The organism is Flavobacterium collinsii, from assembly GCF_946903285.1.
In the GTDB taxonomy this organism is placed as follows: Bacteria; Bacteroidota; Bacteroidia; order Flavobacteriales; family Flavobacteriaceae; genus Flavobacterium; species Flavobacterium collinsii.
The window spans coordinates 1,204,253-1,222,127 of the sequence record NZ_OX336425.1; the positions used below are offsets into that span (position 1 = coordinate 1,204,253).

Sequence of the window (17,875 nt, forward strand, 5' to 3'; positions counted from 1 at the left end):
AACCAACTGCAAATCTTTACTTTCCGTTGAAAGTGGTCATGGTATTTTCAAGACCGGCCGTTCCAAAAGATTTAATAATTTCTGAAGCGACTTCCAAGCGTTCCGGTAATTTTGCTTTTTCTTCTTCGTCCCAGTCTCCTAAAACATAATCAACCTGCTGTCCTTTTTTGAACTGATCGCTGATGCCAAATCTAAAGCGGGTGTATTGCTGTGTGTTTAGAACTAAATTAATGTTCTTAAGTCCGTTGTGTCCTCCGTCGCTGCCTTTTGGTTTGATTCGGATCGTTCCGAAAGAAAGGTTCAGGTCGTCAGTAATTACGAGAATGTTTTCTAGTGGAATGTTTTCCTTGTCCATCCAGTATTTTACGGCCTTACCGCTTAAGTTCATATAGGTGTTTGGTTTGAGTAGAAAAAAGGTTCTTCCTTTGAATTTATATTCGGCCAGGGCGCCCAATTTCACAGTCTCGAATGAAAGGCCTTCTTTTTTGGCTAAAAAATCAAGTACTTTAAAGCCTATGTTGTGTCGTGTATTTACATATTCGGCACCAATATTGCCCAATCCGACGATTAAGTATTTTTTCATATAATCAGTGTTCTCTTCTTTTTGTGTTGATGAAAACAGTTTTGTTATCCATTTTATCATGACGCAAAAATAAACTTAATTGGGGAATGTGCCAATGGGTTAATTGGATAATTTGTAAATGTGTCAATGAGATAATTAGATTGTTGTATTTATTGAGGGGGGGTGTAAAAACATGATTTCCATTGTCAGGCTGAGCGAAGCCGAAGTCGTCCTGTAGAAAAAAAACTTAGAACCTCAGTACCTCTAAAGCAAAAAAAAAGCACCAATCTTTCGATTGATGCTTTGTATTTTGAATTGAAAAAAATTATTTTTTCTTTCCTTTTGCAGGAGCTTTTGCAGCTTTTGCAGCTTCTTGAGCAGCTTTCATAGCAGCACGAGAAATTCTTACCTGAGCAACAACAGTGTTATCCGGGTGCATAACTTTGTACTCTGGAGATCCTACTTTAGTAACATATAATTTGTTACCCATTTCAAGTGGAGTGATGTCTGCTTCAACAAAATCAGGAAGATTTTTAGGTAAAGCTTTAACTTTTAATTTACGTTGGTTCAAACGTAAAACACCACCTGCAAGAACACCTTTAGATGTACCAACGATTTTTACAGGAACTTCCATAGTGATTTCTTTGTCATCAAATAATTGGAAGAAGTCAATGTGTAAAATTTTGTCAGATACAGGGTGAACCTGAATGTCTTGTAAGATAGCTGTAAATGATTTTCCTTTTCCAAGCTCAATCACAACTGTGTGTGCATTTGGAGTGTAAACCAAGTTTTTGAACGCTGCAGCGTCTGCTGAGAAGTGTACTGCCTGATTTCCTCCGTATAACACGCAAGGAACCGCTCCAGCATTACGTAAGGCTTTAGTTGACACTTTGCCCACGCTTTCTCTTTCTGATCCTTTAATTGTAATCGATTTCATTGTAAAAAAAATATAGTTATTAAATAAATATTCTAATTTGCTATAGGCTTTAGGCAATACGCTTCAAGCTTTTGCTGTACTAAGTAATAAAGCTTATAGCCTAAGGCTTAAAGCTTACTGCTTTTACATTATAAACTTTCCACTAATGGAATTGTTGTGGTGCACCATGTGCATAACTTCGGCAAAAAGAGGTGCACAACTCACGACTCTGATTTTCTTTGATTCTTTCTTTAATGGGATAGAATCGGTAACGATTAACTCACTTAATTTAGAGTTTTCAATTTTTTCGTAGGCATCACCTGATAAAATAGCGTGTGTACAAATGGCTCTAACGCTTAATGCTCCTTTTTCGATCATTAAATCTGCTGCTTTCGCTAATGTTCCGCCTGTATCGATCATGTCGTCTACTAGTATTACGTTACGGCCTTTTACTTCACCAATTAGTTCCATAGTGTCGATAACGTTGGCTGCTTTTCTTTGTTTGTAACAGATTACTACATCTGATTCCAGGAACTTAGAGTAAGCGTATGCTCTTTTTGAACCTCCCATATCTGGAGATGCAATAGTCAGATTGTCTAACTTTAAACTTTCTACGTATGGTAAAAAGATAGTTGAGGCAAATAAATGATCTACCGGTTTTTCGAAAAAACCCTGAATTTGATCTGCATGCAAATCCATTGTCATTACTCTTGTTGCTCCAGCAGCATCTAATAAATTAGCTACTAATTTTGCTCCAATCGGAACTCTTGGTTTATCTTTTCTGTCTTGTCTTGCCCAACCAAAATAAGGCATAACAGCTGTAATGTGTCTTGCTGATGCACGTTTCGCTGCATCGATCATGAGTAACAATTCCATCAAATTATCAGCAGATGGGAAAGTTGAACACACGATAAAAACACGTAATCCTCTTATTGATTCTTCGTACGATGGTTGGAATTCTCCATCACTATACTTCGACATCGTTACTTTTCCTAACGGAATTCCGTACTGTTCTGCAATTTTTTCTGCAAGATAGACACTTTGTGAACAAGCAAAAATTTTAGCTTCTGGTTCTAGGTGCGACATTTAATTTGTTGTTTTGTAGTTAGTTGTGTGTGCTTCGTTTTAACGAGGTGCAAATTTAGAAAATTTATTGGACACTGAAAGGAAAAAATTAAGTATTTTTATTAGAATTTTTAATTTTATTTTTTACATTTGCACCGTGTTAAAGGAATAAGCACAGTTATGACATCATGATGAACTTATTCTATTGCGTTGAAATAATCAAATCTTGATTGTTTTTTCGTCTGCTAAGCCCGGATGGCGGAATTGGTAGACGCGCTGGTCTCAAACACCTGTGGGAAACCGTGCCGGTTCGACTCCGGCTCCGGGTACTTAAAGCCTCTTCTGTTTAGAAGGGGCTTTTTTTTGTGCTTTATAAATTTTGAATTTGATCTTTGATTTGAATATTGCCCGCGGTTTTAATTGCGGGTTTTTTTGTTGCGTTTGTTTGGGTTTGCGGCCTATTGATGTTGTGAAGGGGTGTGTTCTTTGGTGAAGAGGTGAATTAAAGTTCTTGGAATTTTGAGATAACGGCTTGTGTTGGAGTAGTGTGAAACTTGTTAACTTTGAGTATGTAAATAATAATCTAGTATAGGTATGGAAAAAATAGAACATGTTAATTATATTAAGTCGTCAATTTCGGAGGTCTATAAGGTGTTGACAACGCAGGAAGGTCTTGGTGCGGTTTGGACGGAGGAATTAGTTGTTAAGCCGGAAGTGGGTTTTGTAAATGAGTTTGGTTTCGGAGATGAGGATGTCACGAAAATGAAAGTGGTTGAATTGTCTCCTGATAAAAGAATAGTGTGGAAATGTGTGGAATCAGATCCGGAATGGATTGGAACGGGTATTTCGTTTGATTTGACAGAGAGAGGTGGTGTGACAGTGGTTGTTTTGAGGCATTTTGAGTGGCGTGAGTTGACGGAATTCTATCAATGGTGCAATTACAACTGGGCAATGTTTCTTTTGAGTCTTAAGGTGTATTGTGAAGATGGGGAGGGAACTCCGTATCAAAAGCGAAAGTTTTAGCTTTAGTTTCGATTAAAAGTCGACGAGTGCGTGAGTTTGTTTGATGTTTTGAGGGAATGATTGAATAGGGTTTGGGTGTAGGCTGTGTGCCAGGATGAAATATAAGGATAAAAAAAATACCACTTACGTTTGTAAGTGGTATTTGATAAGCTCCCCCTCTTGGGCTCGAACCAAGGACCCTCTGATTAACAGTCAGATGCTCTAACCAACTGAGCTAAGGAGGAATCACCTTAAAGGTAAATATGTTTGCTAAAAAGTTGCTCCCCCTCTTGGGCTCGAACCAAGGACCCTCTGATTAACAGTCAGATGCTCTAACCAACTGAGCTAAGGAGGAAGTTGCTGTTCTTTTTAGCGAGTGCAAATATAAGACGTTTTTTAGTTTCTCAAAAATATTTTAGCACTTTTTATTGATTTTTTTTTCTATTTCACAATTGCCTTATAAATGTCGTTCCCATTAGCAAATAAAAGCAGTGCTATAAGTAAAACGAAACCAACCATTTGGGCATTTTCAAGGAATTTATCGCTCGGTTTTCTGCCGCTAATTATTTCGTATAATAAAAACATTACATGACCACCATCAAGAGCAGGAATTGGCAATAAATTCATTACTCCAAGCATAATTGATAATAAAGCAGTGATCGACCAGAAGGTTTCCCAGCTCCAGCTGCTTGGAAAAATGTTGAAAATAGCTGCAAAACCACCCACTTGTTTGTAAGCTTTCGTCTCAGGATTGAAAATCATTTTAAGTTGTTTTCCGTAACCTACCAACTGATCTTTACCTTTTGTAAGTCCAACCGGAATTGATTCTAAGAAAGTATAGCTTTTTTTGCTTACCTTATAGTATCCTAATTTTTCTAAGGATTCGATATTTAAACCTCCAACGCCAACACCAAGTTTTCCGGCTGTAGAAATTTTAACGGTAATTGGCACTTTCTTTAAATCACGTAAAACAACAGCGGGAATAGTTTTGCCTTTGTTGCTTTCTAAAATCGCCTTTACCTGATCATGGTATCTTGCGTCCTGACCGTTAAGGCTAACAATTAAATCTTTTGCTTTTAAAGCCGTATTTCCGGATTCTTCTGTAACACTTGCCACCGCAAAAGGGATTCTCATGTCTACAAGATGCGCTTTTTCCTGTTTTGACAATTGATCGACAAAGTCAGTTGGCATTTTTATGGTTTGCTGTTGTCCGTTTCTTTCGATTAAGATTTCTTTGGCCATAATAATTTTCATGTTGATATCATTATCGAAATTTTCGATCTTTTGTCCGTCAACAGCAAGGAATTTGTCTCCGGTTTTGAAACCTGCTTTTAGCATTACAGGGTTTTCAACCAAAACACCATCTTTCAAGTCCGCATTGGCTACATAAATATCACCGTAAGCAAATGCCATTCCAATGTAAATAATAAAGGCCAGGATAAAGTTTACCGTAACACCACCCAACATAATAATTAAACGCTGCCATGCCGGTTTCGAACGAAATTCCCAAGGTTGTGGAGGAAGGGCCATTTGGTCCTTGTCCATACTTTCATCAATCATTCCGGAGATTTTTACATAACCACCTAATGGCAACCATCCGATTCCGTATTCAGTTTCGCCAATCTTCTTTTTTAAGAGAGAATATTTAATGTCAAAAAATAAGTAGAATTTTTCGACTCTTGTTTTAAACAATTTTGCAGGGATAAAATGCCCTAATTCGTGAAGAATAATAAGTAAAGATAAACTCAATAGAAATTGAGAGAGTTTGATAACTATATCCATTTTGTATTTTTAGTTCGTATTTAACGCACAAAAGTAACGTTTCTATTTTAATTTGATAGTGCAATATAATACATAAGGTTTTAAATGTTTGTTAATACTTCACTCTTATTTTTTTTAAGACAGAACTAAAGCCTTTTTCGTAAAAAGTGGGAAAAACAGGAGATATTTTTTTCTTGCTTCATGCTAAAATGATACACGGATGTAAAATAAGTCTTATTACGATAGTCTTATGGCTTATTTAGACGGCTTTTTGCAGAAATCTTTTATAATTTTCCTACTTTTTAAAAATGTAGTTTTCTTTTGAAGAAATAATAGTGGGTTTTTAAGGGGGTATGTTTCACTTATTTTTTAATGCAGGCGATGGATTTTATAAAGAAAATAGAGCGAATTAAAAGAATTCATGAGTTAATCTGTGAGGAAAAAACAGGTTCTCCGGCTGTTTTTGCAAAAAGAATGTTTCTGAGCAGAAGTCAGCTTTATAATGAACTGGAAATAATCAAAGAACTTGATGCGCCTTTAAAGTATTGCAAAAAGAGAGAGAGTTTTTATTATGAAACTTCGTTTGAACTAGTGTTACATTATTCTCTAAGTATAATTATAGATGAAGAAACGAGAGAAATTTTTGGAGGCTCGGAGTTCCGTCCAATTTTATTAGACGGAAGTATTGTAAGTTTGTTCTGATAGATTAATTCTCGCGAAAATGATTTTATTAAAATTATTAATTAACAGTTGAAAAATTTAGAATTATGGAATTAGAAAACTTGAATTTAGTAGAGCTTAATGTTCAAGAGGTACAAGAAATTGAAGGCGGGCATGAGCCTTGTTTTTGGGCAGGCGTAGCTGCAGTAGCTTTTCCATGGGCGGCTGGCGCAGCGTTAGGATATGTTATGGCACAATAATTAATTTGAAAACTTAAAAACACAGAAAATGGAATTAGTTGAAATGAATGAAGTTGAGTTAGTCTTAGTTGAGGGTGGCTCACATTTAAAGGATTTTATTGAAGGTATGGCAGTAGGTTTAGCTTTTGCGGGATTTATTGTGGCTGTTTTGTAAAATAATTGAAAACCGCCCTAGATAATTTAAGGGCGGTCTCAATTTTAAATAATTAATTTAATACATCTCTTAAAAAAATATGAAAAAGATCGTTCTATTAATTTTGTTAATAATCTGTGTCCCTATAATTATAGTCGTTCGTAAATACCCAGAGAATCATATTTGCTCTTTTTTAATAGGGATTTCTTGTGCGTTAACTGCTGTCTTTTTTACATACATAATTAATGCTAAAAAGAAGTGTTCTAAAAAATAATAAGAATAAATTTTAGAGAAGCTTTACTTGAATGTTCGAAAAAAATAAAAGAAGGGTACAGAAAAGCAAATAATAAAGATTCTATCTAATATTTTGAAGATTATTTGCTTCATTTTGTTAGAAAGTATGAATGAACCGTTTTAAAATTATGGAATCAGAAGGTTTTGATTATGGGAAGCTAGCTTCGCAAGAGGTAAGTAACGAAGTTTTTTTAACTTTTACAGTATTAATTATTATAGTGGTAGTAGTTGCAATAATAGTTGTTTTAAATTATAAGAATAATAAAAAAAATTAAAGAGTTTGAAGGGAAAAAATACTTATTGAAATACTGTAAAATTGCGGGGAGACAAATCATAGCGATTACTGTGGAATTTGGTATTATGTTTATAAAGTTCTTATGTTCGTATAGAGTATTTTCTATAAGGGATATTATGGTGTCGCCTATAAATCCGCGAATCACAGCAGTCTGCTCGATTAAAAAGGAATACTATAAGGTGTGAAGCAAAGAAAATTTGCTTTAAATGTTTGTTAATTAATAAACATTTAGATTTCTATTTTTGAATAGATGCTTTAACTTTACTTTTTGATACACTAACTTACCCAATTGGTAGTGTAAAATCATTAAAAAAAAGTTACACCTATGGCTTCATTATTGTTTTCACCGCTTACAATAAAAAATATTACTTTAAAAAACAGAATCGTTATTTCACCCATGTGTCAATATTCGGCAGTAGACGGATTTGCAAACGAATGGCATTTGGTTCATTTGGGCAGCCGGGCCAGTGGAGGAGTGGGTTTAATCATTCAGGAAGCCACTGCAGTTTCTCCTGAGGCGAGAATTTCTCCTTCAGATTTAGGTTTGTGGAAAGAAGAACATATTGAGAAACTTCAAATCATCAATAAATTTATTGTGTCGCAAAATGCTATTCCCGGAATTCAATTGGCGCATGCAGGACGAAAGGCCAGTGTTTCGGTACCGTGGGAAGGCAATAAAAAACTGGATATCGCTAAGGGCGGATGGCATACTGTTTCGGCAAGTGCTATACCATATCATGATGACGAACCTTTTCTTCCTGAAGCTTTAGATAAAGATGGAATTCAAAAAGTAGTTTCAGATTTTAAAGCGGCGACCAAAAGAGCCGTTATAGCAGGTTATCAGGTTATGGAAATTCATGGAGCACATGGATATTTGCTGCACCAGTTTTTATCACCTTTAACAAATGTCAGAACTGATGAGTATGGAGGAACTTTTGAAAATAGAATCCGTTTTACCTTAGAAATTGTAGCCGCGGTGCAATCAGAATGGCCGTCCGACTTACCTTTATTGGTTCGGATTTCTGCCACCGATTGGGCTGAAGGAGGATGGAATCCGGAAGAATCAGTGAAACTTTCAATAATTTTAAAAGAAAAAGGAGTTGATTTAATCGATACTTCGTCAGGGGGATTAGTTTCGCACCAACAAATCCCTTTAAAACCAAACTATCAGGTTCCTTTTGCAGCGAAGATCAAAAAAGAAGCTTCTATTTTAACAGGTGCTGTTGGTTTAATAACAGAAGCGAGACAAGCCGAAGAAATTTTAAGTAGTGGTCAGGCCGACGTAATTTTGTTTGCGAGAGAATCACTTAGAAATCCGAATTTGCCTTTGGATTTTGCCAAAGAATTAAACGAAGAAATTCAATGGCCCAAACAATACGAAAGAGCTAAACTTTAATATTTTTATTCGCCGCAAATTCACAAATTTAATTTCTTCTAATTGGTGATTCGTGGTAAACAAATTAAAACAAACCCAATGCAAAAGATTAGAACAGCATTACTATCATACGGAATGTCGGGGAAGGTATTTCACGCTCCATTTTTAAATATACATGAAGGATTTGAATTATTAGGTTCCTGGGAAAGAAGTAAAAAACTCATTCAGGAAGATTATCCGGCTGTAAAAAGTTATTCATCAATTGAAGATTTGTTGGCAGATGATGTCGATTTGGTCATTGTAAACACACCGGTTGGAACGCATTATGAGTATGCCAAAAAAGTACTTTTGAGTGGAAAACATGCAGTAGTCGAAAAAGCTTTTACCACGACAGTAGCTGAAGCTCAGGAATTAGCTACGATTGCAAAGGAAAAAGGATTGAAATTAGCCGTTTTTCAAAACAGAAGATGGGATAGTGATTTCAAAACCGTTCAAAAAGTAATTAGCGATGGTGTTTTAGGAGATTTGGTTGAAGCCGAATTTCATTTTGACAGATACAATCCTTTATTGAGCCCTAAAGCACATAAAGAAACGATAAATGACGGGGCTGGAATTTTGAAAGATCTGGGGCCACATTTAATTGATCAGGCCGTTTGTTTGTTTGGTTCTCCAAAATCGGTTTTCGGAGACATTCGTTTTACCAGAGCGAATACGTTGGTTGACGATTGGATTGATTTATTGCTGATTTATGAAAATTTCAGAGTTCGTTTAAAAGCCAGTTTCTTTGTGAGAGAAGCCAATCCCGCTTATGTGCTTCAGGGCAAAAAAGGATCTTTTTTAAAGCCTCGTGGTGATGTTCAGGAAGATGATTTAAAATTAGGTAAAAAACCAAATCTTGAATCCTGGGGAACAGAATCAGAAACTTTACAAGGGCTTTTGCATACCGAAATTGACGGAAAACAAATTAGGGAAAAAATCCCAACGCTTCAGGGGAATTATTTTTCCTTTTTTGATGGAGTTTATGATGCTATTGTAAAGGATAAAAAAGAACCAGTTACTGCGCAGGACGGAGTAAAAGTAATGCAGATTATCGAAGCAGCAATTGCAAGTCATACACAGCAAAAAGTAATTAATTTATAGAAAATTTGCCTACAGCTTCAAGAATTAAAAGGATTGCAAGATTCTTTTAATTCTTGAAGTCTATGGCAAAAAAACAGCATAATTTGGTATAGCTGTATTAAGTATTGCAATGTGTCCTAAGGAAAACCTTTGTCCCTTTGCCTCTTTGAACCTTTGCCCCTGGAAAAAAAAATTATAAACATACAACGTTGTAAATAGCAGGAACTGGTAGGTTTTGCCTTCTGCAAAGGAGCTTTTTAGTACTTTTATGGTGTTAAATCCTAAACGCATCATTTTGATCAATTTCAATCCACTAGCACTATTCCAAACCAAAGGAAAAATTAAGAAAGTTTATAGAGAAGCTAAAATCTCTTATTTAAACAGAATTCGTTTTGCTGTTGGGATGTTTTATTTTGGAATGGGTTTGAGTTTCGCGACCTGGGCAAGCAGGATTCCGGATATCAAAACGGCATTACATTTAACCGAAGGAGATCTGGGATCTATTCTTTTTGCTTTACCGATGGGGCAATTGCTTATTATGCCATTTTCGGGTAAGATGGTTACAAAATTCGGGAGTCATCGAATTTTAATCTTTTCTTTAATCATGTATGTTTTATGTCTGGCCAATTTAGGTTTGGCTACAACAGCCTTACAATTGTCATTGGGGTTATTCCTTTTTGGATTGTTTGGAAACCTGGCTAATATTGCAGTTAACACGCAAGGAGTTTATACTGAGGTACTTTTTAGAAAAACAATAATGTCCTCTTTTCACGGGATGTGGAGCTTTGCCGGATTTACCGGAGCTTTAGTAGGACTGGGAATGCTGGCTTTAAAATTAAGCCCTCTTCATCACTTTATGATAGTGGCAGGAATTGTATTATTGATGATCGCTTTTAACTTTAAATTTTTAATCAAGGCCAAAGAAAAGATCAAAGTCAAAGAGGAGAAGAAAAAATTGTTTGTAAAACCGGACAGTGCTTTAATCTGGCTTGGCGTAATTGGATTTTGTAGTATGGCAAGCGAAGGCGTTATGTTTGACTGGAGCGGAGTATACTTTAAAGATGTTGTAAAAGCACCGGGACCATTAGTAATTTTAGGATACACTTCTTTCATGATTATGATGGCAAGCGGACGATTTTTAGGAGATGGACTGATCAATAAATTCGGACGTGAACGTGTGATGCAAATTAGCGGAGTCATGATTTCAGCCGGACTTTTTACAGCCGTTTTTCTTCCTTATCTTATACCTTGTACTATTGCTTTTATGGCCGTTGGTCTAGGAGTTGCGACCATAGTTCCTACAGTTTATAGTATGGCAGGAAAAAATCCGACAGTTCCACCAGGAGAAGCCTTAACCATTGTTTCGAGTGTAAGTTTTTTGGGGTTCTTAATGGGACCACCGGTTATCGGACATATTGCTGAAACTTTCGGACTCCAGTTTTCCTTTGCCTTTATTGGAATTTTCGGAGTTTTGATAGCCTTTATGGTTTCTAAAATCAGAGTAACCTCTTAGTTTAAACAAACACAAATTTTTTAAGGGTAGAAATAATTACCGTAAGCATAGCATTTTTTTAATTAAATTATTTAACAGGAAATTATTTTCATATTGTTTTTTGTTTATATTTGAAGCTTGAACCTAAATAGTAGGTTTTAACTTGTTATTTTTGTAATCCCTTCCAAAAACCAATTTTATCTTTTGATGTAAGTGATTGAATGTTTTGTTACCAAAACCAATTCAATTCAAAAACTAAATTATTAAAAGTAAATTGGGGTTTTCATGACAAAAAAATGTGTCTTACTATTTGTTTTATTGCCTATTGGTCTTCTATTTGCACAAGAACAGACTGCTTTTTCAGGAACTGTGGTCGATGCAAAGACTCAAAATCCTCTGGTGAATGTTGTCGTAAGCATACAGAATTCTTCGGCAACACAATTAACCAATGTAAAGGGAAAATTTGAATTGCATGCTGTGATAAAGAGAGAGCAGTTATTATGGATACACAGTCAGGGCTATAAAGATCTTCTTTTAAAGATACAATCTAATCCAGGTCAAAAGGTAGATCTGGGCATGATATCGTTAGAAGATAATTTTTCTGATGAGACACCGGCAGCGTTAATCACATTATTAGACAGCGATCTTTCGGAGGATAATAGTTCATCTGAAATGACTTCAGGTCTTTTACAATCTTCAAGAGATGTTTTTATGCAGACTTCCGCCTTCAATTGGGGACAGGCTCGATTTAGGATTCGGGGTTTAGACAGCGAAAACGGAACAATGATGCTTAATGGCATGGTTATGAATAGAATTTACGATGGAAGACCACAATGGAGTAATTGGGGAGGTCTGAACAATGTACTGCGAAATCAGGAGTTTTCAATTGGTGCAGCCGCTTCAAATTATACTTTCGGAGGGATTTTAGGGACACAACAAATAACTACACGTGCTTCAACCTACAGGAAAAGTAGTCAGCTTTCGTTTTCAGGGAGCAATACAACCTTCAACTGGCGGACCATCGCAACTTATGCTTCAGGAATGAATGCTTCCGGTTGGGCTTATGTTCTTTCGGCAGGGAAGCGTTGGTCAAATGAAGGTTATTTTGAAGGAACAAATTTTGCGGCAGAGTCTTTTTTCGTGAGTGTTGAAAAAAAACTGAATGACAAACAGTCGTTGAATTTTACTGGATTTTATACACCAAATTCGAGAGGGAAAAATTCAGCAAATACAGCCGAGGTTACTCAACTAACGAATGAAAAATACAATTCTTATTGGGGATTTCAAAGTGGAGAAAAACGAAATGCGAGGGTCAAAAGAGTCGAAGAACCCTTATTGATGCTAAATCATTATTACAAAATAAACGAAAAAACAAATTTGAATTCGAGTGTAATGTATCAATTTGGCCAGGTAGGAAACAGTACAATAGATTATCAAAATGCAGCCAGTCCGGACCCTGTATATTATCAGAAGCTACCGAGTTATTACACCTCAATTTATGGAAAAGACAAAGGGGAGTTTTCAGGAGATTTCACCCCCGATTATATAAATGCCGAACGAGCAAAAACAAAGTTTCTTGAAAACCGACAGATCGATTGGAATCAGCTGTATCGTGCGAACCAGAAACCAATATTGAATTCGGATGGAATAATTAATGGATATGAGCCTGCTCAAAGTCATTATGTTTTATATGAAGACCGAACAGACGATAAAACCTTTGCCGTAAACTCAAATTTAAACATACAAATAACAGAGAACAGTGCTTTTGATGGAGGAATTACTTTTAGGAGTTTAAAATCACATCATTTTCAATATCTTTTAGACTTGCTGGGAGGACAATATTTCGAAGATATTGATGCATTTTATAAAGGAAACCAAGCGCAGTCAGATTTGCAAAACCCCAATCGTCAGGTAAAAGAAGGAGATACTTATGGTTACAATTACAATTTTTTAGCAACAACAATTGATGTTTTCACTCAGTTTAAATTCAATTACAAAAAGACAGATTTTTATTTAGGTCAGTCCTATTCAATTTCCAATTATCAGAGAGAAGGATTGTATCAAAACGGAATTTATCCAGCCTCTTCTCTTGGAAAAAGTAAAGATGTGAAGTTTGAAAATTTTGGTTTTAAAGGTGGTTTAACATATAAAATTTCAGGAAAACAATGGTTGTTTTTCAACGGAATGTATCTTACCAGAGCGCCATCTCTAAGAAATACGTTTTCAAATTCCCGATTGAATAACTCAGTTGTCGACGGAATCGAAAATGAAAACATCAGCAGTGTCGAAGGAAACCATGTTTTTCGTTCCCCTAACTTTAAGATTCGCTCAACAGTCTATTATTCGCTGATCAAAAACACGACTCGAACCTCTTTTTTCTATGCGGAAGGAATTTTCGATAAAGGTGCAAGTTATAACAATACTGATGCTTTTGTGAGTCAGACTTTAACACACTTGGATAAGAAAAATATCGGACTGGAATTTAGTATGGAATATCAAATCTCATCAACATTAAAAACCGTCTTAGCTACAGCATATGGAAACTATATTTATAGCAGTAATCCCAATGTAACAATAACGAATGATGCTAATGTAGGGAAAGACAACACTCCATCTGCTTTTGATTTTGGAGAATCATACCTTAAAAACTACAAACAACCGGGTATGCCACAACAAGCTTTTTCGGTTGGATTAGAATACAGAGATCCTAAATATTGGTGGCTGGGAGCAAATATTAATTATTTGTCTGAGAGTTACATCGATGTTTCGCCAATCGCAAGAACAAATCGGTTTTATAAAAATTCGGTAAATGGTCTTGCATTTCCGGAAGCAACTGAAGAACGGACGGCAGCTTTACTGAAACAGGAAAAATTCGATCCAATTTCATTATTAAACATTACAGGTGGGAAATCCTGGCGCATATCCCATAGATATATTGGGCTTTTTTGGAGTATCAATAATGTTCTGGATGTTAGCTACAAAACGGGTGGTTTTGAACAGGCTCGGAATGCTAATTTTAGAGCCCTTAATCAGGATGTGTCCAGTGGAACGCCATCATTTGGTTCTAAATATTATTATGGATATGGAAGAACTTATTTCGTAAACCTTACAATGAGTTTGTAAAAAATTTAAAATTAATTTGAAATGAAAGATAGTTTTTCAATTTTCGGTTATGCCTTATTATTGGTTCTTATTTATAGTTGTAATAATGAAATCGAAATTCCAAAATTGGAATGTACACAGCCTAATTTAGTTGTAAATCAGAAGGTTCAAAGGGTTAAGGCTGTTTCGGGGCCTGTTCCGAAACAATATGGGTATGATGATGTCCTGGAGGCCTATGTGGTATCAAGTGATGAAGGAGGAAATTTTTTCAAGACCCTTTTTCTGCAAACTATACCAACAGAAAAAGTACCGGCAATAGGATTTAATGTTCCTGTTGATGTTTCTAATACTTATATTGATTTTCGTGTAGGAAGTAAAGTATATATTAAATTGAAAAATCAGTTTACAGATTTGTACTTCGGTGGTTTGCGTATTGGGAGTTTATATGTGAGCAATTCGGGAGATCCAACGATTGGCAGAGTTTCTCAAACTGATTATAAAAATGTTCTGAATGCTTCATGTACCGTAATTGATGAAAGTCGATTGGTAAAAGTAATTTCAGTTGAAGAGGCATTAAGCGATGAGAGACTTAATACCCTGATAGAGCTAAAAGAAGTTCAGTTTACCGAGGAAGCGATTGGGCGTCGATATTTTGAAGAATCGAACAATATAGGTGGTTCGACAAATTGGAATCTTAGGGATAAAAGCGGCAATCAGATTATTTTCAGAACAAGTAGTTACGCTGGTTTTGCCGCTAATTTTGTACCGGAAGGCAGTGGTAAAGTGAGGGGTGTTTTGACAAAGTTTGGATCAGATTATCAACTAGTGGTCCGATCAGAAAAAGATCTGGAGATGAAAGGGAAAAGAAATGTTCCGTTTTTTGCAGAAGATTTCCAATCAGTAAAAAACAACGTAAATTTTACTCTGCCCGGTTGGAGCAATATTGTAGAAAAAGCTTCAAAATTATGGAAAAGTATGCTATATGCAGGAAATGGTTATGCTGAATTTAATACCACAAGCACAACAGCTGCTGTAAACATCGCCTGGTTGGTTACTCCAAAAATCAATTTGAGCGGGTACAAAAATTCAGTTCTATCTTTCAGAAGTGCACAGCATGATTTAAAGATTGATTCACCATTAAATATTCTGGAAGTTTACGTTTCAACTAATTTTGACGGCTCGAATGTAACTAAAGCGAAGTGGACAAAATTAGCAGCAAAATTTCCTTCTTTGTCAACACCTGCACGAACGTTTATAAGTTCCGGAGCAGTTGATTTATCTGCATTTTCAGGAAACATTCATATTGCATTTAAATATACGGGTTCCGGTAAAGATAAAACATTAAATGGAGCTTTTATGGTTGACGACGTCAGGATTTTTGCCGAAAAGTAAATGCCTTTTGTTTATTGATGTCGTTAAGAGGTTGATTTTTAGTGGATAATTTAATAGTGTAGTGTTTTTCAGATTTAAACTGTTAAAATTTAGTAGAATTTTGTATTTTGGTCACCCCAAATCAATACAAATACCACTATGAAAACCTACTTTATTGCCATCATAATGATGGTTTTTCCATGCTTAGTGCACAGTCAGAATCAGGATACTGCACCTGTCAGACTGAAACAAATCAATATTGTAAAAACAAATTACCAAAACTCTAAAGATGGTGAGATTGTAAACAAAACAATTGCTTTTAAAGACGGAAAAATACAAACTATTACTACTTCAGATGTTATTCAGCATTTTTTTTACAACACCAAAGGATTATTGGATATGACAGTAAAAGATAAGGTTGGCAGCGATTGGAAAGAAGTTGTGAATTACACCTATGGCGCAGACAATAACATTACAAAGTTTGTAAAAAAATACCAGGAAGGGAATGATTACATTACCAAAGTCGTAACTTTTGGCTACGAAGGCGCGAGAGTAAAAGTAACTACAAAAAAGAGTACTAATCATCAGAATTTAGTTGATGATATTGAATATATTGTTGAAAACGGCATCATCGTGAGACGCACTTCACGTGACAGAAATAAAGCTATTATTGGTAAAATCGAATATGTTTATTTCAATGATAATGTTATAACGCATAAAGGTCTGGTAGGAGATAAAATTTCAAAAAACTATATTTTTGATGATAAAAATTCTGTTGATCTTCTGATTGTTAAAAATTTGTTTGGAAACAATTATAAAGTAATTGTACCAATGATCTCCTATCATGAAGAAGAATTTAGTTTTGAATCAATCTCTCCTAATAATGAAATTGTTTTTAGCCCTTCTTCTACTGTTTTGGTTGGAGTGAGCAGAAAATATAAATACAACAAACTGAATTTCCCGATTTCTTGTTCTCAGGTGGAGGAAAACGGAATTGTAAAAACAGAGAAGACTTTTATTTACGAGTAACGTAAATTTTAAAACTGAAATTCCAAATCCCAAATTCCAATTGTTTATTGAAGTTTGGGATTTGGAGTTTTTTAAAGATAGGGTAATTTCCCAAATAGAACTTAAAAAAGAAATTCTATAAGCGTTAGTACCTTACAAATCATTAAATTTGCACCTTATTCAAAGCTATGTTAGAAAAAGAAGTTATAAATTTTGAGAGAACCGCCATTGTAGGTATTATAACTCAAAATCAGAGTGAAGAAAAACTTAACGAATATCTGGACGAATTAGAGTTTTTGACTTTTACAGCAGGAGGTGAAGTGATTAAGCGCTTTTCGCAAAAAGTGGAACGTCCAAATCCTAAAACTTTTGTAGGGACAGGAAAAATAGATGAAATCAATCTTTTTGTAAAAGAAAACGACATATCGACTTTAATTTTTGATGATGAATTATCACCATCACAACAAAAGAATATTTCCAGAATTATAGATTGTAAAATCTTAGATCGTACGAATTTAATTCTTGATATTTTTGCCCAAAGAGCTGAGACCTCTTATGCAAGGACACAAGTTGAATTGGCGCAATGTCAATATTTATTACCAAGACTTTCGGGGTTGTGGACACACCTTGAGCGTCAGAAAGGTGGTATTGGTATGCGTGGTCCGGGAGAAACCGAGATCGAAACTGACAGGCGTATTGTTCGTGACCGAATTTCGTTGTTAAAAGACAAAATCAAAACAATCGATAAACAAATGAGTATCCAGCGCAGTAATCGCGGTGCGATGGTGCGTGTGGCACTGGTAGGATATACCAATGTTGGAAAATCGACGCTCATGAATGCAATTGGTAAAAGTGATGTTTTTGTTGAAAATAAATTATTCGCAACTTTAGATACTACCGTTCGAAAAGTAGTTATTAAAAATTTACCATTCTTATTGTCGGATACGGTAGGTTTTATTAGAAAATTGCCAACACAATTGGTTGACTCTTTCAAAAGTACTTTGGATGAGGTTCGTGAAGCCGATTTATTATTGCATGTTGTAGATATTTCCCATCCTGATTTTGAGGATCATATCGAATCAGTAAATCAGACTTTGTTAGAGATCAAGAGTAATGATAAACCAACGATCATGGTTTTTAATAAAATTGATGCCTACAAACATTTAACGATCGATGAAGATGATTTGATTACCGAAAGAACCAGAAGACATTACACACTTGAAGAATGGAAGCAAACCTGGATGAGTAATGTTGGAGAAAATAATGCCTTGTTTATCTCGGCAACACAAAAAGAGAATTTTGAGGAATTCAGAGAAATAGTTTACGAAGCAGTTCGTCAGATTCATATCACGAGATTCCCATATAATAAGTTTTTGTATCCGGATTATAAAGATGCAATCGAAAAAGAAGAAGAATAACAAAAACGGCTTTTGAGTAATTCAAAAGCCGTTTTTGTTTTT

The 17,875-nt window shown here is 35.4% G+C and carries 16 protein-coding genes and 3 tRNA genes; 13 read left to right on the forward strand and 6 right to left on the reverse strand.

Features of this window, described 5'->3' with window-relative positions; translation table 11 throughout:
• Window positions 1-16 precede the first annotated feature (16 nt).
• The 3 genes from pth to OGZ34_RS05410 all read right to left on the reverse strand — a co-directional run bounded on the left by pth (window position 17) and on the right by OGZ34_RS05410 (window position 2,564).
• Window positions 17-643 (reverse strand): aminoacyl-tRNA hydrolase, encoded by a 627-nt coding sequence (gene pth, locus OGZ34_RS05400; protein ID WP_173965399.1) that lies wholly within the window; start codon window positions 641-643, stop codon window positions 17-19.
• 244 nt (window positions 644-887) lie between these two features.
• Window positions 888-1,499: a 50S ribosomal protein L25/general stress protein Ctc gene (locus OGZ34_RS05405; RefSeq protein ID WP_166921521.1), complete on the reverse strand. Its 612-nt coding sequence runs from the start codon at window positions 1,497-1,499 to the stop codon at window positions 888-890.
• Window positions 1,500-1,622: 123 nt separating this feature from the next.
• Window positions 1,623-2,564, reverse strand: coding sequence for a ribose-phosphate pyrophosphokinase (locus OGZ34_RS05410; protein ID WP_173965398.1), 942 nt, complete (start codon window positions 2,562-2,564; stop codon window positions 1,623-1,625).
• Between the two features lie 228 nt (window positions 2,565-2,792).
• Between OGZ34_RS05410 and OGZ34_RS05415 the strand changes: the two genes are divergently transcribed.
• Window positions 2,793-2,872, forward strand: a tRNA-Leu gene (locus OGZ34_RS05415).
• Between the two features lie 265 nt (window positions 2,873-3,137).
• Window positions 3,138-3,566: an SRPBCC family protein gene (locus OGZ34_RS05420; protein WP_263362370.1), complete on the forward strand. Its 429-nt coding sequence runs from the start codon at window positions 3,138-3,140 to the stop codon at window positions 3,564-3,566.
• Between the two features lie 150 nt (window positions 3,567-3,716).
• Here OGZ34_RS05420 and OGZ34_RS05425 read toward each other — a convergent pair.
• From OGZ34_RS05425 to rseP, 3 genes are all read right to left on the reverse strand, one after another.
• Window positions 3,717-3,790, reverse strand: a tRNA-Asn gene (locus OGZ34_RS05425).
• 36 nt (window positions 3,791-3,826) lie between these two features.
• Window positions 3,827-3,900, reverse strand: a tRNA-Asn gene (locus OGZ34_RS05430).
• A gap of 86 nt (window positions 3,901-3,986) precedes the next feature.
• A complete protein-coding gene (rseP, locus tag OGZ34_RS05435) occupies window positions 3,987-5,327 on the reverse strand; it encodes an RIP metalloprotease RseP (protein ID WP_263362371.1) in 1,341 nt (446 codons plus the stop codon).
• Window positions 5,328-5,687: 360 nt separating this feature from the next.
• On the opposite strand from rseP, the gene OGZ34_RS05440 reads away from it, so the two are divergent.
• The 11 genes from OGZ34_RS05440 to hflX all read left to right on the forward strand — a co-directional run bounded on the left by OGZ34_RS05440 (window position 5,688) and on the right by hflX (window position 17,833).
• Window positions 5,688-6,008, forward strand: a complete 321-nt coding sequence (locus tag OGZ34_RS05440) for a hypothetical protein (RefSeq protein ID WP_263362372.1) — start codon at window positions 5,688-5,690, stop codon at window positions 6,006-6,008.
• Window positions 6,009-6,073: 65 nt separating this feature from the next.
• Complete coding sequence (locus tag OGZ34_RS05445) at window positions 6,074-6,226, forward strand: class IIb bacteriocin, lactobin A/cerein 7B family (protein WP_263362373.1); 153 nt, start codon at window positions 6,074-6,076, stop codon at window positions 6,224-6,226.
• A gap of 28 nt (window positions 6,227-6,254) precedes the next feature.
• Window positions 6,255-6,380 carry a hypothetical protein gene (locus OGZ34_RS05450; RefSeq protein ID WP_263362374.1) on the forward strand — a complete coding sequence of 42 codons (126 nt, stop codon included), beginning with the start codon at window positions 6,255-6,257 and terminating at the stop codon, window positions 6,378-6,380.
• A 401-nt stretch (window positions 6,381-6,781) separates the two neighbouring features.
• Window positions 6,782-6,928 (forward strand): hypothetical protein, encoded by a 147-nt coding sequence (locus OGZ34_RS05455; protein WP_263362375.1) that lies wholly within the window; start codon window positions 6,782-6,784, stop codon window positions 6,926-6,928.
• A gap of 345 nt (window positions 6,929-7,273) precedes the next feature.
• Window positions 7,274-8,344, forward strand: coding sequence for an NADH:flavin oxidoreductase/NADH oxidase (locus tag OGZ34_RS05460; protein ID WP_263362376.1), 1,071 nt, complete (start codon window positions 7,274-7,276; stop codon window positions 8,342-8,344).
• Window positions 8,345-8,422: 78 nt separating this feature from the next.
• A complete protein-coding gene (locus tag OGZ34_RS05465; protein WP_263362377.1) occupies window positions 8,423-9,463 on the forward strand; it encodes a Gfo/Idh/MocA family oxidoreductase in 1,041 nt (346 codons plus the stop codon).
• A gap of 274 nt (window positions 9,464-9,737) precedes the next feature.
• Window positions 9,738-10,955 carry an MFS transporter gene (locus tag OGZ34_RS05470; RefSeq protein WP_246253189.1) on the forward strand — a complete coding sequence of 406 codons (1,218 nt, stop codon included), beginning with the start codon at window positions 9,738-9,740 and terminating at the stop codon, window positions 10,953-10,955.
• 264 nt (window positions 10,956-11,219) lie between these two features.
• Complete coding sequence (locus tag OGZ34_RS05475) at window positions 11,220-14,057, forward strand: carboxypeptidase-like regulatory domain-containing protein (RefSeq protein ID WP_263362378.1); 2,838 nt, start codon at window positions 11,220-11,222, stop codon at window positions 14,055-14,057.
• A gap of 21 nt (window positions 14,058-14,078) precedes the next feature.
• Window positions 14,079-15,428: a DUF5689 domain-containing protein gene (locus OGZ34_RS05480; RefSeq protein WP_263362379.1), complete on the forward strand. Its 1,350-nt coding sequence runs from the start codon at window positions 14,079-14,081 to the stop codon at window positions 15,426-15,428.
• Between the two features lie 138 nt (window positions 15,429-15,566).
• Window positions 15,567-16,436, forward strand: coding sequence for a hypothetical protein (locus tag OGZ34_RS05485; RefSeq protein WP_263362380.1), 870 nt, complete (start codon window positions 15,567-15,569; stop codon window positions 16,434-16,436).
• A gap of 167 nt (window positions 16,437-16,603) precedes the next feature.
• Complete coding sequence (gene hflX, locus OGZ34_RS05490; protein ID WP_173965387.1) at window positions 16,604-17,833, forward strand: GTPase HflX; 1,230 nt, start codon at window positions 16,604-16,606, stop codon at window positions 17,831-17,833.
• Window positions 17,834-17,875: the final 42 nt, after the last annotated feature.

Coding starts and splice junctions, on each gene's coding strand:
- pth (WP_173965399.1), bottom strand. CDS start 643: ATGATAAAATGGATAACAAAACTGTTTTCATCAACACAAAAAGAAGAG.
- OGZ34_RS05405 (WP_166921521.1), bottom strand. CDS start 1,499: ATGAAATCGATTACAATTAAAGGATCAGAAAGAGAAAGCGTGGGCAAA.
- OGZ34_RS05410 (WP_173965398.1), bottom strand. CDS start 2,564: ATGTCGCACCTAGAACCAGAAGCTAAAATTTTTGCTTGTTCACAAAGT.
- OGZ34_RS05420 (WP_263362370.1), top strand. CDS start 3,138: ATGGAAAAAATAGAACATGTTAATTATATTAAGTCGTCAATTTCGGAG.
- rseP (WP_263362371.1), bottom strand. CDS start 5,327: ATGGATATAGTTATCAAACTCTCTCAATTTCTATTGAGTTTATCTTTA.
- OGZ34_RS05440 (WP_263362372.1), top strand. CDS start 5,688: ATGGATTTTATAAAGAAAATAGAGCGAATTAAAAGAATTCATGAGTTA.
- OGZ34_RS05445 (WP_263362373.1), top strand. CDS start 6,074: ATGGAATTAGAAAACTTGAATTTAGTAGAGCTTAATGTTCAAGAGGTA.
- OGZ34_RS05450 (WP_263362374.1), top strand. CDS start 6,255: ATGGAATTAGTTGAAATGAATGAAGTTGAGTTAGTCTTAGTTGAGGGT.
- OGZ34_RS05455 (WP_263362375.1), top strand. CDS start 6,782: ATGGAATCAGAAGGTTTTGATTATGGGAAGCTAGCTTCGCAAGAGGTA.
- OGZ34_RS05460 (WP_263362376.1), top strand. CDS start 7,274: ATGGCTTCATTATTGTTTTCACCGCTTACAATAAAAAATATTACTTTA.
- OGZ34_RS05465 (WP_263362377.1), top strand. CDS start 8,423: ATGCAAAAGATTAGAACAGCATTACTATCATACGGAATGTCGGGGAAG.
- OGZ34_RS05475 (WP_263362378.1), top strand. CDS start 11,220: ATGACAAAAAAATGTGTCTTACTATTTGTTTTATTGCCTATTGGTCTT.
- OGZ34_RS05480 (WP_263362379.1), top strand. CDS start 14,079: ATGAAAGATAGTTTTTCAATTTTCGGTTATGCCTTATTATTGGTTCTT.
- OGZ34_RS05485 (WP_263362380.1), top strand. CDS start 15,567: ATGAAAACCTACTTTATTGCCATCATAATGATGGTTTTTCCATGCTTA.
- hflX (WP_173965387.1), top strand. CDS start 16,604: ATGTTAGAAAAAGAAGTTATAAATTTTGAGAGAACCGCCATTGTAGGT.